12 protein-coding genes are annotated in these 24857 nt (G+C 45.5%); 10 read left to right on the forward strand and 2 right to left on the reverse strand.

Annotation, left to right across the window (positions count from 1 at the left end):
- Nucleotides 1–178: 178 nt before the first annotated feature.
- Together QUA23_RS09850 and QUA23_RS09855 are read right to left on the reverse strand one after the other, a co-directional pair.
- On the reverse strand, nucleotides 179–943 hold the full coding sequence (locus QUA23_RS09850) for an aldolase/citrate lyase family protein (RefSeq protein ID WP_333075531.1): 765 nt from the start codon (nucleotides 941–943) through the stop codon (nucleotides 179–181).
- An 89-nt stretch (nucleotides 944–1032) separates the two neighbouring features.
- Nucleotides 1033–1545 (reverse strand): hypothetical protein, encoded by a 513-nt coding sequence (locus tag QUA23_RS09855; RefSeq protein ID WP_333075530.1) that lies wholly within the window; start codon nucleotides 1543–1545, stop codon nucleotides 1033–1035.
- A 161-nt stretch (nucleotides 1546–1706) separates the two neighbouring features.
- Between QUA23_RS09855 and QUA23_RS09860 the strand changes: the two genes are divergently transcribed.
- From QUA23_RS09860 to QUA23_RS09905, 10 genes are all read left to right on the forward strand, one after another.
- Nucleotides 1707–3779: an FAD-dependent oxidoreductase gene (locus QUA23_RS09860; RefSeq protein WP_333075528.1), complete on the forward strand. Its 2073-nt coding sequence runs from the start codon at nucleotides 1707–1709 to the stop codon at nucleotides 3777–3779.
- Nucleotides 3780–4071: 292 nt separating this feature from the next.
- The gene (locus QUA23_RS09865; protein WP_333075527.1) at nucleotides 4072–9888 is read left to right on the forward strand and encodes a HAMP domain-containing protein; all 5817 of its coding nucleotides are present in this window, start codon (nucleotides 4072–4074) and stop codon (nucleotides 9886–9888) included.
- A gap of 158 nt (nucleotides 9889–10046) precedes the next feature.
- Nucleotides 10047–10874, forward strand: coding sequence for a protein-glutamate O-methyltransferase CheR (locus tag QUA23_RS09870; protein WP_333075525.1), 828 nt, complete (start codon nucleotides 10047–10049; stop codon nucleotides 10872–10874).
- Entirely contained in the window at nucleotides 10846–11553 is a 708-nt protein-coding gene (locus tag QUA23_RS09875; protein WP_333075523.1) for a chemotaxis protein CheB, read from the forward strand. The genes QUA23_RS09870 and QUA23_RS09875 overlap by 29 nt, the downstream gene beginning before the upstream one ends.
- 7 nt (nucleotides 11554–11560) lie before the next feature.
- Nucleotides 11561–13627 (forward strand): response regulator, encoded by a 2067-nt coding sequence (locus QUA23_RS09880; protein WP_333075522.1) that lies wholly within the window; start codon nucleotides 11561–11563, stop codon nucleotides 13625–13627.
- A 140-nt stretch (nucleotides 13628–13767) separates the two neighbouring features.
- On the forward strand, nucleotides 13768–14595 hold the full coding sequence (map, locus tag QUA23_RS09885) for a type I methionyl aminopeptidase (protein WP_333075521.1): 828 nt from the start codon (nucleotides 13768–13770) through the stop codon (nucleotides 14593–14595).
- Between the two features lie 205 nt (nucleotides 14596–14800).
- On the forward strand, nucleotides 14801–15493 hold the full coding sequence (locus QUA23_RS09890; RefSeq protein WP_333038110.1) for a response regulator transcription factor: 693 nt from the start codon (nucleotides 14801–14803) through the stop codon (nucleotides 15491–15493).
- A gap of 595 nt (nucleotides 15494–16088) precedes the next feature.
- Nucleotides 16089–16448, forward strand: coding sequence for a hypothetical protein (locus tag QUA23_RS09895; protein WP_333075520.1), 360 nt, complete (start codon nucleotides 16089–16091; stop codon nucleotides 16446–16448).
- A 561-nt stretch (nucleotides 16449–17009) separates the two neighbouring features.
- Nucleotides 17010–22193, forward strand: a complete 5184-nt coding sequence (locus QUA23_RS09900) for a WD40 domain-containing protein (protein ID WP_333075519.1) — start codon at nucleotides 17010–17012, stop codon at nucleotides 22191–22193.
- A 215-nt stretch (nucleotides 22194–22408) separates the two neighbouring features.
- The gene (locus QUA23_RS09905; RefSeq protein WP_333075517.1) at nucleotides 22409–24697 is read left to right on the forward strand and encodes an FdhF/YdeP family oxidoreductase; all 2289 of its coding nucleotides are present in this window, start codon (nucleotides 22409–22411) and stop codon (nucleotides 24695–24697) included.
- Nucleotides 24698–24857 lie beyond the last annotated feature (160 nt).

Raw genomic sequence — 24857 nt, forward strand, 5'->3', positions numbered from 1 at the left:
TCCTGAAGCCTTGCTCCCCTCCCTGATTTTGCCTTGAGGAGGTGTATGCTTCTACTCTAGCGCAGGTTTTTTGTATGTGTCGTAAAAGACATTACAAAAATTGCAAAGATATCGTAAAGCTTGCAAGATGAATCCGGGGGCTGGTTCTTCTTTTAATTCAAAATCCAAAATCTAAAATCTAAAATCGATTGACCGCTTTCACCAGCGACTGACAGGCGCGCAGGAAAACGGCAACATCGACCCCAAGTGTGACGTACTGAACGCCAGCATCAATCCACTGCTGGGCGATTTCGGGGTTGTCAGCAAAAGTACCGGCCGCTTTGCCTGCTTTGCGGATGGTTTGCACTGCCTCCTGCATCATGTCGATGACTCGGGGATCGCGGACTTGGCCGGGAATGCCGATCGACTGTGACAGATCGTAAGGCCCTAGAAAAATCACGTCCACCTCTGGGACAGTCACTATTTCTGCCAGGTTGTCGATGCCAGCTTTGCCTTCGACATGAATCACAACCAACGATTCTTTGTTGAGTTGATCGGTGATATTTGTACCTGCAGCGGTGTAAAGTCCTGCCCGCGTAGCGAAGGAAAGGCCTCGCGTACCCAGAGGACTGTATTTAGCGCTTTTGACAGCGGTTTCGGCATCGATTTTGCTTTCAATTTGAGGTACTTGAACGCCTGCACTGCCGATGTCAAGAGCTCGTTGAATTTGCGGCCCGTCGTTTTTGCGGACGCGAATAATCGGTGCAATTCCAGTGCAGTCGGCGGCGCGACACAAATCTTCAGCAGCAAGCGGGTTCAGAGGGCCGTGTTCCATATCGATAACTGCGAAATCGAATCCAGCGTGACCGCATATTTCCATGAATGCGGGATAAGCGCAGTTTATAAATAAACCGAGGACGGTTTCGCCTTGTTTAATTTTTTGTTTGAGTTGGTTTTGACGCATAAATTTGGAGTTTTTTTACCGCTGCTGACGATCGGTGAACCTAAATTATTTTTAATATTACAGCTAAAATATTGCCGTTACAAATTACTTTAGGTTAAGAGAATAGACAAAAATTTTGTAGCTGCTTTTGCTTCTATTTTAAAGGGAATCAAGCATAAAAGCCAACCAAAAATAAACATTCCTAAAATTGGTAAAAATATTGCTCCCACGGAGGGTTCGACTAACCAAGCAAATAATGAAAACATTCCAATACTGCCAGTTGTCCACAGCCAAAGAATCAGAAGTCCTATAACTATTTTATGTAAAGTCATCCTAATTTTGATGGAACAACCGAACTGTTGAGTATGTATATCTCCTTCTATAATTGGGAACAATAAATTTCTACCGATGATGATGCGATTAATTTTGAATGTTTTGCCAGAAATTGTTCCTTCATAAGGTTTTGGAGGTGGCGGACCAAAGGGTATAATTATTCTAAAAACTTTGGGAGGAGTAACAACTTCGTCCAACCTGCGTAAAACTTCCGAAAAAGTTAAACTGGTGGTAATTGTTAAACTCTCAAAAGGAATCAATGATCTAAAAAATTTGACGATTTTGAGCATAAGGTAGAGCCGGCTGTTCAATAGTTGTTACTGGTATTAATGCCTCTTATCTAAAAAAGTTTTCCCTGACAACACCACGAAATACCAGTATACTGCAAAATAAACATTTAGATGGCATGAGTGTTTTTCGCGCTATGTCAAAATTAATTCCACAATCTCTGATGAAACTTAGACACTATCTATTTTTGCTCAAAAGTCGATCGATCCTTAGCCTCACCCTCGGCATCATTTCCGCGATTGGGAGCATTTCGCCAGTATTTGCCGCACCTCCGCGCAATCCAGACAATGCAGAAACTTGCGACATTCTAGTAGCAGGCGGCGGGCTCGCAGGCGCTGCTACCGCTTACGAAGGTTTGCTGGCGGGGCGCACAGTTTGCCTTACTGAAATTACTGACTGGGTAGGCGGTCAAATTTCCTCGCAAGGAACTTCCGCACTCGATGAAAGAGAGACTCAGCGATCGCTCTTATTTTACCCCCGTGGCTACCTCGAATTGCGGGGGCGGATCGAGGAACATTACGGCCGGCTAAATCCCGGAGGCTGTTGGGTTAGCTATTCGTGTTTCATGCCCTACGACGGTCACAAAATTCTATTTAACATCTTGCAGGATGCAGCTAGAAAAGGCAAAGGCACGCTGAAATGGTTTCCCAATACGGTTATTAAAGAACTAGCAATTACTCCTGCTGTGGTGGGGAATGCGGTTGGGGGCCAACAAATTAAAAGTGCGATCGCCATTCAACACAAACCTGCCGCCAACACGCCACCACTCAATACCGAAACTCTTTCTCAGACGATCGAAGATGCCTATCGCTACGAAAATTCTCCGCGATTTAACAAAACTATTATTAGGTTTATTCCTAAACCACCTAACCAGTCCAATTCTCAACCTAAAGGTGCTGATTGGTACGTTGTAGATGCCACAGAAACAGGCGAATTGATCGGACTTACCGATGTTCCCTACCGCCTCGGAATTGACCCGCGTTCCCCACTCGAACCTTCCTCCGCTAGCCCAAGCGGCGATGCTTACTGCACTCAAGGTTTTACCTACACCTTTGCGATGCAGGCAACGAAGGAACCGCAGCAGCATCAAGTGCCGTCTTTTTATCAACAATATGCTCCTTACTACAGCTACGAATTGCAGAGATTGGCGAGCTTTCCCTTAGTTTTTACCTACCGCCAAATCAGGAGCATGAGACCGGATCAAAAGCGACCTTCAGACCCGAAGCAATTCCCGATTTATCCGGGGGATATTTCGATGCAAAACTGGACTTGGGGCAATGACTATCGTCCCGGTTCTGCTGAGGATAATTTAATTTATTCTCGCGCACAGTTGGAAGCAGCAGGTCAACTGCAACCGGGGGGATGGATGGGCGGTTTGCGAACGGAAACTTTGCGTAAGGGAGAGGAAAATGCCAAAGGATTTTTCTACTGGCTGGTGACAGGAACTACTGACTCGCAGCTAGGAGAGGGAGTCAAAAAGCCTAATCCAAACAATCGTTTTTTGAGTGGGTTCGATTCGCCGATGGGGACGGTGCACGGACTTTCTAAATATCCTTATATGCGGGAGGGCCGACGTATTATTGGGCGGCCGAGTTTCAATCAGCCTCAAGGTTTTACGGTGTGGGAAGTTGATATGTCTCGCACTGACTTTACGGCTGATTTTTACCGCCAGAATTTGTCGGAGGAAGAGTATCGCAATTTGTGGTTGGCTGTGGGTGGTTTGAATGCGCCGGCTTTGGCTGTGGGAAGTCAATCTGTTGAGGATACAAAATCGCGATCGCGCGCTACGATTTATCCTGATTCTGTGGGTATCGGTCATTATGCGATCGACTTTCACCCCTGCATGACCAACAGTCCGCCGGAAGCACCGGGAAATACCGAACGCGAAGGCACTCGCAAAGGTCAAGGGCAAGCTTATCCCTTCCAAATTCCGCTGCGGGCAATGATTCCCCAGAAAATTGACAATATGTTAGTGGCAGGTAAAAGTATTGCTGTTAGCCACACAGCGGCGGCTGCTTATCGAGTGCATTCTTTTGAATGGTCTGCAGGTGCGGCGGCGGGAGTTACGGCTGCTTTTTCCCTAGAAAAGGGGATTCTACCTTATGAATTAGTGGACGAATTGCCCTCCCGCGAGCCAAACTTGGAAGTGTTACAGTTGCGGTTGCAACAAAATGCCAATCCGATCGCCTTTCCGGGTACTTCTATTTTCAATAGTTCGTGGCAAAATTGGAAATAATCGCAGTTGGTAATCTGTAGGGCGGGCATCCTGCCCGCCCTACAATAAAATTCACTCTTTGTAGAACAGGGTGGAACCGGCTTTCGGGCTTGTTCCTGACACCCGACAATTAACTGGTTACCAAGAAGAGCCTGCGAACCAGTATAAAATAACGAATAACAAAATAGCTGATAAACAGCAATTTGTCATCCATCTTTCGACAGAAGCAATCAGACACTGCTTTAGTCGGATAATATCAATAATCTCAAAAATATTCCCCCCTTCCCCTTCAAACTCGTCAAAGGTAACGGTCATGTCAACTGCACAGATAACAAGCCCCAATTCCAATAATGCCTATGCCAAACAGTTACTTAGAACCTTAGTGGCAGTCAAAAAAGGGGACTTTTCAGTTCGGATGCCCATAGACCAGACGGGTCTAGCCGGGAAAATTGCTGACGAACTTAACGACATTATCGATCTCAATGAGAGAATGGCAGCCGAACTCGAGCGGATCGGCACAGTTGTCGGTAAAGAAGGCAAAATCGCCCAGCGGGCCACCATTGGCAGCGCCGAGGGGTCATGGGCAGCTAGCGTCAACTCTGTCAATACCCTAATTACAGATTTAGTGCAACCAACCTCTGAAACCGCCAGAGTAATTCGGGCCGTAGCAAAAGGAGATTTATCGCAAACTATCGCCTTAGAAATAGAAGACAGACCCCTCAAAGGAGAATTCCTCCAAACAGCGCAAATTGTTAACACAATGGTAGACCAGTTGAGTTCCTTTGCGTCGGAAGTAACGCGGGTGGCTAGGGAAGTAGGAACCGAAGGGAAATTAGGCGTGCAAGCTGAAGTTAAAGGAGTTGCCGGAACCTGGAAAGATTTAACGGATTCAGTTAACTCGATGGCGGGGAATTTAACAGCACAAGTGCGTAACATTGCCGAAGTGACAACGGCGGTGGCAAATGGCGATTTATCCAAAAAAATTACAGTAGATGTAAAAGGTGAAATTCTCGAACTGAAAAACACGATTAACATCATGGTGGATCAGTTGAGTTCCTTCGCATCTGAAGTAACCAGAGTTGCTAGGGAAGTGGGAACCGAAGGCAAATTAGGCGTGCAAGCTGAAGTGCGGGGAGTTGCAGGAACCTGGAAAGATTTAACGGATTCAGTTAACTCGATGGCCGGCAATCTTACCGCACAAGTACGGAACATTGCCGACGTGACGACTGCTGTGGCAAATGGGGACTTATCTAAAAAAATTACTGTAGATGTTAAAGGTGAAATTCTCGAACTGAAAAACACGATTAACATCATGGTGGATCAGTTAAATTCCTTCGCTTCTGAAGTAACGCGGGTGGCGAGAGAAGTAGGTTCCGAAGGCAAACTTGGCGGTCAAGCAGAAGTTAAAGGAGTTGCCGGAACTTGGAAGGATTTAACGGATAGCGTTAACTTCATGGCAGGCAGTTTGACAGCACAAGTGCGGAACATCGCTGAAGTGACAACCGCTGTGGCAAAGGGCGATTTATCTAAGAAAATTACCGTAGATGTTAAAGGGGAAATTCTCGAACTAAAAAACACCGTCAACACGATGGTTGACCAGTTAAATTCCTTCGCATCTGAAGTAACCAGGGTTGCTAGGGAAGTGGGAACCGAAGGGAAATTAGGCGTGCAAGCTGAAGTGCAGGAAGTAGCAGGAACCTGGAAAGATTTAACGGATTCAGTTAACTCAATGGCCGGGAATTTAACAGCACAAGTCCGCAACATTGCTGAGGTGACGACGGCTGTTGCTAACGGCGACTTATCTAAAAAAATTACGGTACAGGTTAAAGGCGAAATTTTAGAACTGAAAAACACCATTAACGTGATGGTGGATCAGCTTAATTCCTTTGCATCTGAAGTAACCAGGGTTGCTAGGGAAGTGGGTTCCGAAGGTAAACTCGGCGGTCAAGCGGATGTCCGAGGCGTAGCAGGAACTTGGAAGGATTTAACGGATAGCGTTAACTTCATGGCGGGTAGTTTAACCGAACAAGTACGGAATATTGCGGCTGTTACTACTGCGGTGGCAAATGGCGACTTGTCGAAGAAAATTACTGTAGATGTTAAAGGTGAAATTCTTGAACTGAAGAACACCGTAAACACGATGGTGGATCAGTTAAATTCCTTTGCTTCAGAAGTAACCAGGGTTGCTAGGGAAGTGGGAACCGAAGGGAAATTAGGCGTGCAAGCTGAAGTTAAAGGAGTTGCTGGAACTTGGAAAGATTTAACGGATTCAGTTAACTCGATGGCGGGGAATTTAACAGCACAAGTGCGTAACATTGCTGAAGTGACAACGGCGGTGGCAAATGGCGACTTGTCGAAGAAAATTACAGTAGATGTAAAAGGTGAAATTCTCGAACTGAAAAACACGATTAACATCATGGTGGATCAGTTGAGTTCCTTCGCATCAGAAGTAACCCGGGTGGCGAGAGAAGTGGGAACGGAAGGTAAATTAGGCGTGCAAGCTTACGTGCGGGGTGTAGGGGGAACTTGGAAAGATTTAACCGACAACGTAAACTTGATGGCGGGGAATTTGACCGCGCAGGTGCGGAATATTGCGGAAGTGACGAAAGCGGTGGCAAATGGCGATTTGTCTAAGAAAATCACCGTGGATGTTAAAGGTGAAATTCTGGAGTTGAAAGACACTATTAACGTGATGGTGGATCAGCTTAATTCCTTCGCTTCTGAGGTAACGCGGGTGGCGCGGGAGGTGGGAACTGAGGGTAAATTGGGCGGTCAAGCTGAGGTGAAAGGAGTTGCGGGAACTTGGAAAGATTTAACCGACAATGTAAACTCGATGGCGGGGAATTTGACAGCGCAAGTGCGGGGTATTGCTAAGGTTGTGACGGCGGTGGCGAATGGCGATTTGAAGCGCAAATTAATGCTGGAAGCTAAGGGAGAAATTGCGACTCTGGCAGATACGATTAACGAGATGATTGATACGCTGGCGACGTTTGCCGATCAAGTTACTACCGTGGCGCGGGAGGTGGGAATTGAAGGGAAATTGGGCGGCCAGGCGAAGGTTCCGGGCGCGGCGGGGACGTGGCGAGATTTGACGGATAATGTGAATGAATTGGCGGCGAATTTGACTACTCAGTTGCGGGCGATCGCCGAAGTGGCAATTGCTGTTACCAGAGGCGATTTAACGAGGTCAATTTCCGTCGCCACGGAAGGAGAAGTTGCGATCGTTAAGGACAACATTAACCAGATGATCGCCAATCTCCGGGAGACTACGCAGAAAAATACTGAGCAAGATTGGCTGAAAACCAACCTTGCTAAGTTTACTCGAATGCTACAAGGTCAGCGGGACTTAGAAACAGTTTCTAAACTAATTCTCTCAGAATTGACGCCGCTAGTGTCTGCTCAACATGGCGTCTTCTTTATGATGGAATCTGTGGAACACGATCCGTTCCTCAAACTGTTAAGTACCTACGCATACCGCGAACGCAAACAGTTAGGAAATAGATTCCATTTAGGCGAAGGTTTGGTAGGACAGTGCGCCCTGGAAAAAGAACGGATACTGTTGACCGAAGTGCCGGAAAACTACGTTAAAATTGGATCGGGACTGGGAGAATCTACGCCGCTGAATGTGGTGGTTTTACCCGTATTATTTGAGGGACAAGTGACGGCAGTAATCGAGTTAGCTTCGTTCCGCAGATTCAGCGAAATACACTTGACATTCCTCGACCAACTTACAGAAAGTATCGCCATTGTTTTAAATACAATTGCGGCGAGTATGCGGACGGAAGAGTTGCTGAAACAGTCACAGTCTTTGGCAGAAGAGTTACAAACTCAGCAAAAAGAACTAACGGAAACTAACAAGCGTCTCGAACAACAAGCGCAGTCACTCCGTGCATCTGAGGAACTGTTAAAGAGTCAGCAGGAAGAGTTGCAACAAACGAATGAAGAACTAGAAGAACAAGCGGAATTGCTAGCGCTGCAAAATAAGGAAGTGGAGCGGAAAAACCGAGATATCGAACAGGCGAGGGGGTTGTTGGAAGAAAGAGCAGAACAGTTGGCTCTAACTTCTAAGTATAAGTCGGAGTTTCTGGCAAATATGTCTCACGAGTTGCGAACTCCGCTAAATTCGCTGTTGATTCTGGCTCGATTGCTTTCTGACAATACTGAAGGCAATTTGACTCTGAAGCAAGTTGAATACACGCGCACAATTTACTCGGCGGGAAATGATTTGCTGGGGCTGATTAATGACATCTTGGATCTCGCTAAGATTGAATCCGGCACGATGTCGGTGGAAATTGAGCAAGTGTTGTTTACGGACTTGCGAGATCATTTGGATCGGACTTTCCGCCAAATCGCCCAGGATAAGAAGTTGAGTTTTAAAATAGATCTTGAGGCTGGGTTGCCAAAAGGTCTCTATACTGATGCTAAACGGCTGCAACAAGTTTTGAAGAATCTCCTCTCTAATGCGTTTAAGTTTACAGAGCGAGGTGAGGTGAAATTGCGTGTCGAAGTAGTGCGGGAAGGGTGGAGTTTAGAGATAGAAAGTTTAAGGAGTTCCCCTACTGTTTTGGCTTTCTCAGTTAGCGATACCGGGATAGGGATTTCTGCTGAAAAACACAGGGTTATTTTTGAGGCTTTCCAACAAGCAGATGGTAGCACTAGCCGCAAATACGGGGGCACGGGTTTGGGTTTGTCAATTAGTAGAGAAATCGCTAATTTGTTAGGTGGAGAAATTAAATTGACAAGTCGCCCTGGTGAGGGTAGTAAGTTCACGCTTTATCTGCCACAAACTTACCAAGAATCGCGAATAATGAATGAAACGGGTTCGGGAACGGGCAAGCAAACGCCTCAATTACCCACTGCTAATCCTCTCGCACTTCCTTTGCCGAATTTCCACTTGCCGATCGCGCCTTACCCCTCACCTTTAATCTCTGATGATCGAGAAAATATTGAGAGTGACGATCGCGTGCTTTTGATTATTGAAGATGATGTAAACTTCGCTCGGATTCTGTTGGATATGGCGCAGGAACAGGGTTTTAAAGGTTTGGTGGCTTTGCGGAGCGATATCGGTTTGGCGATGGCGCGAGAGTTCAAGCCAACTGCGATTATGCTGGATCTAAATTTGCCTGTGATGGATGGCTGGACAGTGCTCGATCGGTTGAAGCACGACCCAAGTACGCGCCACATTCCGGTTCACATTGTATCAGTTGAAGAAGGGCGGCAGCGCAGTTTGCAGTTAGGGGCGATCGCCTACTTACAAAAGCCTGTCAGTCGCGAAGCATTGAGCAAAGCTTTGACTGATATTAAGGGGTTTGTCGAGCGACCAGTGAAGAATTTGCTAGTCGTGGAAGACGACGAAACACAGCGTCTAGGTATTGTGGATTTAATCGGCAATCACGATGTTTCTACCACGGCTGTGGGGAGTGGTGCAGAGGCGCTAGAAATTTTGAGATCGGGGCATTTTGACTGCGTTGTACTCGATTTGGGACTACCAGATATGACTGGTTTTGAACTGATAGAGCAGATCAAGCAAGAGGCTAATTTGAAAAGTCTGCCGCTTATTATTTATACGGGCAAAGAGTTGACAAGATCCGAAGAAACTCAACTCAAGCGCATGGCGGAAACAATCATTGTTAAAGATGTGCGATCGCCTGAGCGCCTGTTAGATGAAACCGCTTTGTTTTTGCACCGAGTGCAAGCAAATCTGCCCGAACCAAAGCGCCAAATGCTAGAGCAATTGTATCAGACAGATTCGACGCTGGCGGGCAAAACAGTCTTGATTGTTGACGACGATATGCGGAATATTTTCGCCCTCACAAGTATGCTGGAGCGCCATAAAATGGAAGTTGTGTATGCTGAAAATGGCAGAGAGGGCATTGCTAAATTGCAAAATACGCCTGAGATAAATATTGTGTTGATGGACGTGATGATGCCAGAGATGGACGGTTACGAAACCATGCAAGCAATTCGTAATATGCCTCAATTTGCTTCGTTGCCAATGATTGCTCTGACTGCGAAAGCTATGAAGGGCGATCGGGAAAAATGTATCGAAGCTGGTGCGTCTGACTACATTACCAAACCTGTTGATACGGAACAGTTGCTCTCGCTGCTGCGTGTCTGGCTTTATCGATAATGGAGTCAGTTGGAAGTTGACTGTTGACTGTTGGCAATTGTCAGTTGTCATTAGTGAGCAGTCAACAGTCAACAGTCAGCAGTCAACAGTCAACAGTCAACATTCAATATTCAACATTCAACTGTCAAAAATGCCCAATAACCAATTAGTCATTAAAAATGCCCGAAAGCCATGAACTTGAAACAATCGAAATTCAACTCCTACTAGAGGGAATGTTTCGCTATTACGGATTTGATTTTCGCAATTATGCTTTTGCCTCTCTCAAGCGCCGTATTTGGAACACTATTCGCTCGGAACGGCTCACCACTGTCTCTGCACTTCAGGAAAAGGTACTTCACAATCCTGCTTACTTAGATCGTTTACTGCTAGACATTTCTGTCAATGTAACGGCGATGTTTCGCGATCCCAGTTTTTACATTAGTTTCAGAAGTAAAGTGGTGCCGCTGTTGCGTACTTATCCTTTTATTCGGATTTGGCACGCTGGATGCTCAACGGGAGAAGAAGTCTATTCTATGGCAATCTTGCTGCAAGAAGAAGGACTGTATGACCGTTGTCGGATTTACGCTACGGACATGAATGAATTAGTTTTGAAAACAGCTAAAACAGGGATATTTCCGCTGAAACAAATGCAAGAATATACGCAACTATACCACCAAGCGGGGGGCAAGAAAGCGTTTTCTGAGTATTACACTGCTGCCTATGAAAATGCGATTTTTCGCTCTTCACTTAAAGATAATATTGTCTTTGCTCACCACAACCTAGCAACGGATAATTCTTTTAATGAATTTAATGTTATTTTATGCCGTAATGTGATGATTTATTTCAATTCACACCTCCAAGAGCGGGTACACAAGCTTTTTTATGAGAGCTTGGGAATGTTTGGAGTTTTAGGACTAGGACATCAGGAGTCTCTGACTTTTACACCTTATGAAAAATACTATGAACCCATTGAAAATAGTGATAAACTCTACCGGAGAATTAAATAAAAAAAATTTTGAAATAGTGGTTGTGGGCACGTCTTTGGGAGGGCTAGAGGCTCTGACTGTTCTGCTGGCAGATTTGCCACAAAGCTTTCCTTTGCCTGTAGTTATTGTCCAACACCGCCATAAGAGTTCTCAGAATAGGCTTACTTATTTTTTACAAAAGCAAAGCTCTCTCCAAGTCACAGAGGCCCAAGACAAAGAGGAGATCGTACCTGGACGGGTTTACTTGGCTCCTGCTGACTATCACTTGCTAATAGAATCGCCCTCTGACGAGGAGTTGATCCTGTATGAAAACGACTTTACAGAATGGGGGAGCGTGGCAGTGGAGTCAATCCATAATTCCAACTCCCCAATCCGCAATCGCGGAACTCCTAAATTTGCACTATCAACTGAGGCTCCTGTCTGCTACGCGCGGCCCTCAATCGATGTGCTGTTTGAGTCTGCTGCGGATGCCTTTGGGGAGAAAGTTATTGGCATAATTTTAACGGGAGCTAATTCGGATGGCAGTAAAGGGCTGGCAAAAATTAAAGCTGAGGGAGGATTGACATTCGTGGAGGAACCGGCTTCAGCTCTATGCCCGACCATGCCAGCGTCGGCGATCGCAAATGTTGAAGTAGACTGGATTTTACCCCTCTCCAAAATCGCTCCCTGTTTAGTCAATTTGCTAAGAATGAAAGATTAAAAAAATTATGAATCTGCAGTCCCCCCATCGAGTAAATGTCCTTTTAGTTGACGATCGCCCAGAAAATTTGGTAGCTCTAGAAGCTATCCTCAACAGCCCCTCTTATCATCTAGTACAAGCTAGTTCGGGCGCGGAGGCTCTGAGATGTCTGCTTAATGAAGATTTTGCAGTAATTTTGCTTGATGTGCAGATGCCGGGAATGGATGGATTTGAGACAGCAACATTGATTCGCTCTAGAGACCGATCGCGAGCGACTCCGATTATTTTTATCACAGCATTCAGCAGTAATGACACCCACGTGTTTAAAGGTTATTCTCTGGGTGCGGTGGATTACCTGTTCAAACCCTTAGAACCGGAAATATTGACCTCGAAGGTGCAGGTATTTGTGGAATTGTTCCAAAAAACAGTCGAGGTGAAGCAGCAAGCAACACAGTTAGCTGCTGTTAATAGTGAACTAAGTAAAAGTGAAGAGCGGTTTCGCACTTTGTGTGCTTGTTCGCCGCTAGGAATTTACTTGGCTGACGTTGAAGGTCGCTGTACTTACATCAATCCCCGTTGTCAAGCGATTTGTGGGTTAACATTGGAGGAAAGTTTGGCAGAGGTTTGGCAGCGGGAAGTTCATCCAGAAGATCGCGATCGCGTAGTAGCAGATTGGTTAGCTTGGATTAAAGAAAGCCAGGAATATTCTAACGAGTTTCGATTAGCTGGTAGCGAAACCGTGAGGTGGATTCACGTGCAGTCGTCGCCAATGTTTTCAGATTTGGGAAAACTGATCGGTCACGTGGGCACGGTTAGAGATGTCACAGACCGCAAGCAAGCAGAGGAAGAACGCGGCAGACTAATCCGCGAACAAGTGGCGCGGCAAGAAGCTGAGAGAGCTAATCAGATGAAGGATGAATTTCTAGCTATTCTCTCTCACGAACTCCGCACTCCTTTAAATGCAATTCTCGGCTGGTCTAGGCTGCTTCGTACCAAAACATTTGACCAAGACACTATTGACAAAGCCCTAGAAACAATTGAGCGCAATGCTAAATCTCAAGCGCAACTCATTGAAGATATTTTAGATGTTTCGCGGATTCTGCGGGGGAAACTAAATTTAAATATGCATCCGATTCGGTTGGAATCTGTGATCAACCTAGCAATAGATTCTTTGCAGCCCCTGGCTGAGGAAAAATCAATAGTCCTAGAATTAACGTGCAGTCCAAATGTAGGTGAAGTGATCGGCGATTTCGATCGCTTGCAGCAAATTGTGTGGAATTTGCTGTCAAATGCAATTAAGTTTAGTCCCCAAGAGGGTAAAGTAGAGGTGCGGTTAGAGTCAGTTGGAGATGAGGCTCACATTCAGATAATTGATAGCGGCATTGGTATCGCTCCTGATTTTTTGCCTTATGTTTTCGATCGCTTCCGCCAAGCTGATAGCAGCACAACTAGGTCTTACGGGGGTTTGGGACTGGGATTGGCGATCGTCCGTCACTTGGTGGAACAGCACGGCGGTAAGGTGTATGCAGAGAATAATCCGGGCGAAGGTGCGAAATTTACGGTGGCTCTACCTATTGCTCAGAGGAAGACCCAATGTGCAGAGGATGATTGGTCGGAACTCAATGAGGCGACAGAGACTCTCCCCACTCTGGCTAATTTGCAATTGCTGGTGGTGGATGATGACGATGACACGCGGGAGTTTTTGATTGCTTTTCTCGAGGACCAAGGAGCTATGGTGCGATCGGCGGCATCGGTGGCCGGGGCTCTAGCTGCACTGGAGAGTTATTGGCCGGATGTGCTGCTGAGCGACATTGGAATGCCGGAAGCAGACGGCTACGAGTTGATCGCGCGGGTGAGAGAAATGGAAGTGCTTAGGGGTGGAAAGATGCCTGCGATCGCCCTGACGGCTTACGCGAGAGAGCAAGAACGCCAGCAAGCGCTGGAAGCTGGTTTCCAGATGCACTTATCTAAACCAGTTGACATAACTAAGTTAATTGCCGCAATTGCTAACCTCACAGGAATGCTCGGAAATCCTGAACCGACAGACTCGGCGGTTAAAACCGCTTTGTTGACCCCCCAATCCCGTGCCGATTAGTGAGAAAAATATTAAGCTAGCTAAAAGGACAAGCGATCGACAGTTCGGAACAAGACACTCGTTTTTCCACAAAAAACTGGATTTTTGCCGTTTTTTGCTTCAACCTGCCGTCAAAGTACAAAATTACCCGCCATCAATACATGAATATTTTTAGCAGTCTGCTTTCTGGTCCAACTCAAGCACCACAAGTCAAAAAACAGCGTCGAGGCATTGAAATTAAGTCGGAACGCGAAATCGAAATTATGCGACAGGCAGGGAAAATCGTTGCAACGGTACTCAAAGAAATTTCCCTAATGGTAAAACCGGGAATGACTACTGCTGATTTGGATGCTTATGCCGAAAGACGCATCCGCGAAATGGGTGCAACTCCCAGCTTTAAAGGCTATCACGGTTTCACGGGATCGATTTGCTCTAGCATTAATAACGAAGTTGTTCACGGCATCCCCAGCGCCAAAAAAGTAATTCGGGCAGGAGATGTTCTCAAGGTAGATACTGGGGCATATTATCAAGGTTTTCACGGCGATTCTTGCATTACGATCGCAGTTGTGGAAGTGACTCCCGAATCGGCAAAATTAATCCGAGTCGCAGAAGAAGCTCTCTACAAAGGCATCGAACAAGTGAAGGCTGGAGCCTATTTGCTCGATCTGGCTGGTGCGATCGAAGATCATGTCAAAAGCAACGGTTTTAGCGTCGTTGAGGAGTTTACCGGCCACGGTGTCGGGCGAAATTTGCACGAGGAACCGTCGGTTTTCAATTTTCGCACGCGGGAAATGCCGAACGTGAAATTGCGAGCGGGCATGACATTGGCGATCGAACCAATTCTGAATGCCGGTTCTAAGTACACTCGGACGCTTTCTGACAAGTGGACTGCTGTAACGGTTGACAATGCTATGTCTGCTCAGTTTGAGCATACTGTGTTGGTGACGGAAACTGGTTATGAAATTTTGACAGATCGTTCAAAAGTTTAAGTGGAAGGGTTCAACAATAATTTTGAGTTTTGAGTTTCGAGTTTTGAATTAAAGATTTAAACACTTTTTAATCCTTAGATCAAAACTTAACTCAAAGCTCTTGAGTTGGGCAACAAGTTTTTAACTTCCTTCGAGGGATGGAGTGACAATAAGACTTAAATGCGGCTAAATTAAAAAATAGTGGTAAAGCGTAAAGGTAACAACTATGTCAGCACGATTATTATTGGTAGATGATGAACCGGGCTTGCGGGAAGCAGTACAAGCTTATTTGGAAGATAGCGATTTTGCGGTTGAGGTGGCCAGTAATGCTCGCGATGGGTGGGAACTCTTGCAGCAGTACAATCCCGATTTGGTGATTTCAGACATTATGATGCCCCAGGTGGACGGTTATCAATTTCTCAAGCAAGTGCGGGAAGATCCTCGCTATAAGGCTTTGCCGGTGGTGTTTTTGACGGCTAAGGGGATGACGAGCGATCGTATTCAAGGCTATCAAGCAGGCTGCGATGCTTATCTTTCTAAGCCCTTCGATCCCGACGAATTAGTAGCAATAGTAACCAATTTGCTTGCCCGCCGCGCGGCTGCTAAGGAGACGAGCGAAAATGCTGAAAGTCCAGATATTGCTGCTTTGACAAGCCAAATGGCTAGAATTGAGTCTTTGCTGAGTGGGCGGAGTTCGATCGCCCAAAGTCCTTCGCCGATTAAAATTGATTTGACTCCGCGAGAACAAAGTGTCTTGGATTTGGTTGCTCAAGGTTTGATGAATAAGGAAATTGCCCGCCGGTTGGAAACTAGCGTGCGTAATGTAGAAAAGTACGTCAGCCGTTTGTTTAGCAAGACGGGTACTAACAGCCGTACTGAGTTGGTTCGCTTCGCTCTCGAACACGGCTTGACGAAATAGGACCCTTTTCGACTTGGCTGGAGGCTCTGCCTCGTCGAGCTGCGTTACCAGGAAGAGCCTGGTAACGAAAATCATCCAAAAACGTAGAAATGTTAAGATATAAGTATTGACAGATATCCGGCGGCTGTGGTATGACCCATCAGCTTGCTGGTGGCAGCGCGGGAGTGCGAAAACTGGTGTGCGATCGAACTTCTCACCCACTTTGCTTTGAGTCTGAGATGAACACTCGCAAAGGCTGGAGAATTACTTAACGGGAAAACCTGACTGTTTAAGAGTTTTCACGTAGTAAATAGAAAGGCAAACAGTTGACCGGATATGCTCAGTTAAGCAAACCTGCCGCGAAGAGTCACAGATAAGGTTAGAGTCTGTGGAAAAACAAGCCACTATTAATTAATGACTCTGCTCAAAAACGGATACTTGTGAACTGCCATAGAGGTAAGTACCCCACAATTTTAGACCATAGTTCAAGCTCTCTGATTCATCTATGGAATAAATCTAAAATCTAAAATCTAAAATCGACTGACAGCGCTCTAAAGTAGCCGCAGATGTTGAATGTATAGCAGCACCAAAGTTGAGTTTATACCAGGAGAATACCATGAGGAAAATCACGGCGCGACAAACAATAAGTGCCCTAGTAGCACTGCCGCTCGTACTAATAGCCAATACAACTGAAGCTTTTGCCACTGAGCCCGGTCAGAAAATAGATCCAATTAAGAAAGTTGCGGATTTTGGCGATGAGCTAGATGTTGATATTGGGTTCCCAACAACCATCAGCATTGAAGAAAGCGAGGATTGGGATGAACCTGATTTTGCAGCTACTTTAGATATGGAGATTAGTAAATTTATGACAAAAAATCTTCAAGCTGTAATTGATGAGCCACCGCCGATAGTTTATCTCAGTGCTGCAAGGGGTCAGTCAAGCAAGGAATGCCGGATTTCAGCGATATGCGAATAACTGAATCGGATTTGCGCGATTTGGGCGATGGCTGGGAGCCATGCCAAGAAAGACTCTTTTACTGGGTAGAATTTAAGCAATTATCAAGATTGAAGTAAAATCCGGTTGATTTTGCTGGGAATATGCGAATAACAGAGTATGTATTTTTTTGGGTATGCTTTAATGCGATCGGCTAACATAATAAGTATGCAGGCTGAAAGAAACTTAACTAATTGATATTTCCCAGTGATTGGAAATCGCCCAAAAGGGCAGAAATAAAATTAATCATGTGATTCTTCGCTGTGATTGGCAAACGTAAAAACGGGTAAAAGTAAACTTAAAGCAACCGCCAAAACGGTTAGGATGTTCTTAATTACACTTTCCCCTGCCGTCGATTCCTGACATCCGTTACATCCGTTACATCCGTTAAATAATCCGTTGCCGAACTGCCATCCGTTACATCCGTTAAATAATCCGTTGCCGAACTGCCATCCGTTACATCCGTTAAATAATCCGTTGCCGAACTTCCTTTTTTCGACAGTTTACAGCACCTATCCTGAGAAAAATTTTCAAATATTAATTATGATTAATTCGCACTGCCAGCAAGACACCGCAGCACAGCAAAACAAAAGTTCGCTGCAAACTCTCACCCGGACTCTCTCGATGTCTCAGGGGCAATTTTCGCTGATTTTGGTGCGGTGCAATTACAGTGCGATGAGAGAGGAAATTGTAAGGCAATTGCGGGAGCAGTCTGATATCGAGATTCAAGAAATTGTCCTCCCGCCATCTGTTAAAACTCTTTACACGACAATAGAAACCAAACTTTCCTGCAGCCATCCGGCAGCTTTAATGGTGTTTGGATTGGAATCGGTAAGTGCGATCGATCGACTGCTGACTTCTACCAACTACGTGAGGGAAGAATTTCGGAATAATTTTCCCTTCCCGGTGGTGCTGTGGGTGACAGACAAAATCTTAAAAAAACTGATTCGGTTAGTAACAGATATCGAAACTTGGACGACAAGTGTGGAATTTGTGATTGGGCCCGACGACTTGGTGGATTTTCTGGGCAAAAGTGCCGATCGCATTTTTTCCAACATTTTGGAAAGTGGCAATTGGCGTTTAACTAATTCTGCCATTCTCGGAGCCAATTCTTTGAGTGAACTAGAGTCGGCTAGCCAAGACTTGCAAACTTGCAACATCAGGTTAGAACCAGCTATTGAAGCGAGTTTGCAATTTATTCGCGGTAGGCACGAATATGCTTGTCACCGCATCCCTGCGGCTATTGAATTTTATCAAAAAAGTCTCAGTTTTTGGAAGCATCAAGTAGCGTTTATTGGACAAAAAACCGAATTTAGCAATTTGTTATTTACCGTTCATCCTGCCCCCGTGTTAGAGGGAATTCTGCTATTCCACATCGGTCTTTGCTACCGCTTCCAAGCAGAACAACACCGCAGCGGCAACCGTCCTTACTGGACGGAAGCTAAGAATTATTTTCAGGAATGTATTGATGTTTTAGAACGGGCGGGACGGCCGGATGCCGTTGGTATATTCATCAATCAACTTGGCGAAGTATTGCAATATTTAGAAGATTGGGATGCACTCTGGAATTTAGCTATCAAAGCTCGGAGGTTACATGAAAATATGGAAAATTCAGCAGTTAATTTGGCTCAAGATTACGGCTTTTTGGCTAGAGTAGCCTTAGAGCAAAAGAACTGGCAAGGGGCGAAAGAATGGGCTTTAATCGCTCTAGACGTTCTCAACTCAAATTTAGAAGCGACGGGACAGGGTACCCCTATAAAGTCGCAGCATCTAGGCTTATATCTGTTAATTTTAGCAGAGGCCCAGAGTCAGTTGGGGGAAATGGAGGAGGCGATCGCACATTTAGAGCTTGCTCGCTTGGAAACCGAACCTTGCTACAACCCGCAACTGTATTTGAGGGTTTTAGAAATGCTGCGATCTCTATATTTTCAGCGGGGAGAATATCTCGAAGCATTTCAAATTAAGCAAGATTATCGAGCGGTGGAACACACGTATCGGTTCCGAGCTTTTATTGGAGCCGGAAAGTTGCAGCCGCACAGAGAAGCGGTTAATTCCGTCGCCGAAACTATTGCAAACGCGGCTACTATTGCTGACGAAATTACAGCTTCCGGCAGAGAGCAAGACCTCAACCGCTTGATATATAGGATGAACAATACCCCAGACAAACTGACAGTAATTTACGGTCAGTCTGGAGTTGGCAAAAGTTCAATAGTCACGGGAGGATTAGTACCAGCTCTCAAACAAAAAAAAATAGAAATGCGGACTGTTTTGCCCGTAGTGCTGCAAGTTTATAACAACTGGCCGCGGGAATTGACCAGACAGTTATCTGCTGGGAAAGCTGAAATATTCGATCCGGAAATTACCGAAGCAGTACCAGAAATTTCTCCGGTAGATTTTCCAGTAGAAGCAGGTGCAGTCAAGGGAAATGTTATTTCGGGATTTCACAGTGGCTCGACTGGGAATAATGAGGAGCAAAGGGAGCAGTCACAGCCAGTAGAATTAATCATACAACAACAGGCGATCGAATACGAAAATATTCTCAAGGAGCTGCAAATAAATTCCGAACATTTAGTGACTGTTCTGATATTTGACCAATTTGAAGAATTTTTTTTCGTGTGGAAAGAGCCAGCGGAAAGACAAATATTTTTTGATTTTTTGCGGGAATGCTTGAAAATCAAATATTTAAAAGTCGTCCTGTGCTTGCGGGAAGATTACCTGCACTATTTGCTGGAATTCTCCCGACCCAAAAACCAGACAGGATTCGTTAACAATGATATTTTGGAGGACATTCTCAGCAAAAACATTCTGTTTTATTTGGGAAATTTTTCGCTGGTCGATGCGCGATCGGTAATTCGCACTTTAACTGAACGAGCGCAGTTTTACTTAGAACCGGATCTGATCGAAGAATTAGTCAAAGATCTAGCTGGAGAATTGGGAGAAGTCCGCCCGATCGAACTACAACTTGTCGGCGCTCAACTGCAACAAGAGAACATTAGAACTTTAAGTCAATATCAGGAACTCGGCAACAATCCGCAACAAAAATTAGTAGAAAGGTTTCTCGAAGAAGTCATCAAAGATTGCGGCCCGGAAAATGAAGTAGCGGCGCGCCGAGTTTTGTATTTGCTGACAGATGAAGAGGAGATCCGTCCCCTAAAAACCCGCGCCGAATTAGCCTCAAATTTAGCGACGTTTGCCGAAGCTGATAAATTAGATTTAGTCTTAGAACTGTTAGTAAACTCAGGTTTAGTTTTTCGATGGACGGAACTACCGGCAGAGCTTTATCAGCTCGTTCACGATTATTTAGTTAGCTTCATTCGCCAGCAGCAAGAATTAGATCAAAAGGCAGAATTTGAGGAACTGCGAAAGCAAAACCAAATTAACCGAGATGAAATTGAACAAATTCGCAAAGACAGAGAGCAAGATGCTTTGCTGTCGGAAGCTAGAGACAAACAGTACCAAGCGGAAGCTCAACTTTACCAAACTCGGAGATGGCAATTGCGGGCGGCGGTTTTAGGAGTGCTTGTACTCGCAGGTGTTTCAGGGATGGCATTCGAGCAAGCAAAATTAGCAGAAAGCGCACGGCAAGAAGCAGAAAAAAGTCGGACTGATGCCCTAAATTCTGCGTCGGAAGCTTTGGTGCTTTCTAATGAAAAAAATCAATTAGGAGTGTTGGAAAATAGTATCAAAATTGCTCGTGATTCTCAGAAAAGTACAGCGCTGCCTGTGGAGACTAAAAATCAAATTGCTGAAAGACTCAGACAAGCAGTTTCCGGGGTGCAAGAACGCAACCGTTTCGAGCAGCACAGCAAGTTTGTTTTGGATGTGAGTCTCAGTCCCGACGGCAATTCAGTTGCTTCGGCAAGTGCTGACAAAACTGTTAAATTGTGGACCAAAGAAGGTAAGTTATTAAAAACTTTCAATCACCCAGATAGCGTGACGAGTGTTAGTTTTAGTCCTGATGGGAAAACGATCGCTACTGGTTGTGCCGATCGCACAATTAGAATTTGGCAAGTAGATAACGACAAAAGTGCGAGTGGCATTTTATCCGGCCACCGCGATATCGTCACCAGCGTCAGTTTCAGTCCTGACGGCAAAACCCTAGCTTCTGCCAGTCACGACAACACCGTCAAAATCTGGAACCTGGCGAACAAAAAATTGCTGCAAACCTTAACCGGACACAAAGACTGGGTGCTGGGCGTCAGTTTCAGCCCCGACGGCCAAACAATTGCCTCAGCAAGTGTTGACAAAACTGTCAAACTTTGGAACCGAGAAACTAAAACCCAGAAATTTACAATTAATCCCAAAACATTAACCAAACATTCTGACATTGTGTACAGCATTAAGTTCAGTCCAAACGGCCGAGAACTCGTTTCAGCAAGTGCCGACACGACAGCTAAAATTTGGAATCGAAACGGTGAGGAAATCAGAACTCTCAAAGGACACAACGATGAAGTTGTCAGCGCGAGTTTCAGTCGCGACGGCAAAAAAATTGTCACCGGCAGTGCAGACGATACGGTGAAAGTTTGGAGTCGCAGCGGCACTTTGCTCAACACTTTTCGAGGACATCAAGACGACGTAAGAGCCGTAAGTTTCAGCGGGGACGGCACTATTGCTTCCGCAAGTAAGGACAAAATAGTGAAAATTTGGAAACCGGACAGCACTCCGCTGAATAAGATTTTATCGGGACACGGAGACTGGGTTTACAAAGTCAGTTTTAGCGCTGATAGCAAAACAATTGCTTCTGCTAGCGGGGACAAAACCGTGAGACTTTGGCGGGATGACGGCAGTTTATTCAAAATCTTAGAAGGTCACAAGGATTCTGTTACCTGGGTGAGCATTTCGCCTGATGATAAAACTGTTGCTTCGGCGAGCGATGACAAAACAGTGAAAGTCTGGAGTTTAAACGGCAAACTGTTAGATACTCTCAGCCACAGTGGCATTGTCAGAAGCGTGAGTTTTAGTCCAGACGGAAAGATAATTGCCGCCGCCAATGCAGATCGCAAATTGTACCTCTGGCGCTGGAACGGTTCTAAAGCAACTTTGCTTGCAAAACTCGATCACAGCAATCCAGTAATTAGCGTTAGCTTCAGTCCCGACGGCAAAACTATTGCTACTGCTACCGCTGCTGAGGACAAGGCAAGCGGGAAGAAAAAGGCTTTTGAAATTACCGGAGAAAAGAGAGTTTACCTGTGGCAATTTAACGGTTCGTCGGCGAAAATTCTGAAAACTCTCGACCACCGGGACAGCGTTAAAAATGTTAGTTTCAGTCCCGACGGTAAGACTATTGCTGCTGCTTGCGCTGACAAAAAAGTTTACTTGTGGGGGTTTGATGGCGAGGCAGTTAATTTAACTGAAAAACTCGACCACAGCGATACTGTAGAAAGCGTGAGTTTTAGTCCAGATGGCAAATTGATTGCGGCGGCGAGTGGGGGAAATACTGTTAAACTTTGGGATTTTGACGGCAAGAAGGCGCTGCTATCTAAGACTTTGGAATCGAGCGATCGGGTGTTGAGCGTTACTTTTAGTTCTGACAGCAAAACTCTGGCTTTTGCTAGTAGGGATAGGAATGTAATTCTGTTGCCTGTGGAGAATTTGGAACTGAATAATATCATTGCTCGCAGTTGCGAGTGGTTGGGAGATTATTTGCAGAATGACCCGAATGTTGCTGAGGGCGATCGGCTGCTGTGTCTGGGGTTTGGGAAGCAGGCGTTAAATAAGAGGAAGTAAACCTTGTTTGTAGTGAGGAATTCATTTCTCTCTCTGCCGATGAAGAAAGAATTCTCTTCATGACTGCTAACCTAGAGTTTAATTTAGATTAAAGTATCTATCTGTTGACTGGTGTTTTTGGCTTTAACTTTGCGCTAAAATTTCCGTAATAAACTTAACTCCTTTGGCGGTTCGCCCGCCGCATTAATCCGCAATTCCAACAAAAGGTAAACCGCATGGATGTCAACTCCCAAAATGTCCAACCAATCCCGCCATTCAACGAGACAAACGAGGAAACACCAGAGATAGGTGGCGGTTTGCCCGTAATAGAATATTGGGCAAAACATACATTGTCCCCGGAAGGGCCGAAACTTTGGAAAACTTTGCTGCACAAAAGTGCTTGTTTGTCATGTTCTTGGGGCACTGGCGGGCAGAAAGGAGGTTTTACAAATGAAGAGGGCGAAAAACTTCAGCGCTGCATGAAAAGCGTCGAAGCAATCTCCGCTGAAATCAAGCCGGCTATCTCAACTGAATTTTTTGAAAAGAAGAGTATTGCAGAACTTCAGCAATTAACTTCAATGGAAGCCGACAGGTTGGGAAGGCTGAGTTTTCCGATGATTTTGCGGGCTGGTTCATCTCATTACGATCGCATTTCTTGGGAAGAAGTTTATCAAATTGCCGAAGCTGCTTTTCGCAAAACCCCGGAACGAGTAGCATCTTACAGTTCCGGCCGCTCTTCCAACGAAGCGGCTTTTCTGCTGCAATTGATGATGAGAGCGATGGGTTCCAATAACTTAGCAGATTGTTCCGATCTCTGCCACGCTCCCTCGACAACTGGCTTAAGCGAAATGTTTGCCACTCGCACCTCGATAGTGAGTCTAGAAAACTTAAAGCAAGCAGATTGCGTCGTGCTCGCGGGTGCGAATTCTGCCTACAACCATCCCCGCTTCATGAACGAATTAATTAAAATTCGCGACAAAGGCGGTAAAATCATTGTAATCAATCCGGTGATGGAAATCGGATTAGTCAAGTTTGGTTCTCCGGCATTTCCCGTCAAGTCGCTCATCCCCGGTTCCGATATTTCCTCGCTATACTTGCAACCAATTCCTGGCAGCGATACGGCACTATTTGTGGGCATTCAAAAGTCTATAATCGAACAAGGATTGCTGGATGAAAAATACTTGCAAGCCTATACAGAAGGCTGGGAAGCAGTAGTCCAGCACGCCCGCGAAACCGATTGGGAAACTATTACTAAAACCTGCGGAGTTTCCCAAGCAGAAATTGAGGTGGCAGCCAAAATCATCGGCACTTCAAAGCGAGTTGTATTCGGTTGGGCGATGGGAATTACCCAACACGATAACGGCGTAGATAATGTTTTTAGCATTGCTAACACTGCCTTGATGACGGGAAATGTCGGCAAAGAAGGGGCGGGATTAATGCCCGTCAGAGGACACTCAAACGTCCAAGGATTCGGCTCTATGGGCGTCACTGTGAAGCTGAAAAAAGAAATCCAGGCCGCTCTCGAAAAGTTGTTAGGGCGTCCCCTCAGCCGCGTTAAGGGTTACGAAACTCGATCGCTCATTGAAGCAGCAGATGCAGGCAAAGTCGATACGCTGATTTGTCTGGGCGGTAATTTGTACGGGGCGAATCCAGATTCAACGCAGGCAAAATGCGCTTTAAGCAATGTTGAAACCGTTATTTACCTCGCAACCAAACCGAATTTAGGGCATTTTCACGGATTGGCAAAGCACAATACAATTGTGATTCCTGTACTGAATCGCTTTGAAAATCCCCACAAAACAACGGTGGAATCGGGGAATAACTTTGTGCGTTTAAATGATGAGGGTGAAACTCATCTCACTAATTCGGATTTGATTCCTGAAGTGTATTTCTTGACGGAATTAGCCAGCAGAATTCACGGTACTTATCCTGTTGATTGGCGCAGACTTCAAGACACAAAATACGTTCGGCAATTGATTGCTAAAACCATTCCTGGGTTTGAAAAAATGGCAACAATCGATGAAACAAAAGAGGAATTCACCATCGGCGGTCGCATTTTTACGGAACCTAAATTCCCTACTGATTCTGGGAAAGCTAAGATGTTTGTCGCGCCTTTACCTAAGCTGAAGTTACCCGAAGCGAAAGAGTTTGGAGGATCGGAATCAACACAGGGTATTGTTGTGGCATTGATGACGGGACGCAGCTATTCTCAGCACAATACTGTGGTTTACAAAATTGATGACAAGTACCGGGGAATGCCGCACCGCAACTGCATTTTGATGAATCGTGCGGATGCAGAAAGCACGGGTTTTCAAGAACATCAGCGGGTTACGGTGCAGGGAAATGTCGGGAAAATGGAAAATGTCGAGGTGATTTACGGGGCGGTTCGTGAGGGTGCTGCTTTGATGTTTTATCCTGAAGTGAATGTGATTTTTCACCCGGAGATTGAAAAGCGATCGGGCACGCCTGCTTACAAGCGCGTACCTGCTTTTGTATACGCGGAAGTTCGGCAACGGATTCTGTAACGGATGTAACGGATGTTATGATTAGCTCTGCCTTATGTCTTCTATAAATCACATTTTAGATGCTTTTTAAGAACAGGCAATATGCCTGTTCCACAAGGAGTTAATTTTTTGTGGGGTGGGCATCTTGCCTGCCCCTATGCAAGTCTTAATTAACTCTTAA

This window comes from Microcoleus sp. Pol1C5 (genome assembly GCF_036701115.1).
Classification (GTDB): domain Bacteria; phylum Cyanobacteriota; class Cyanobacteriia; order Cyanobacteriales; family Microcoleaceae; genus Microcoleus.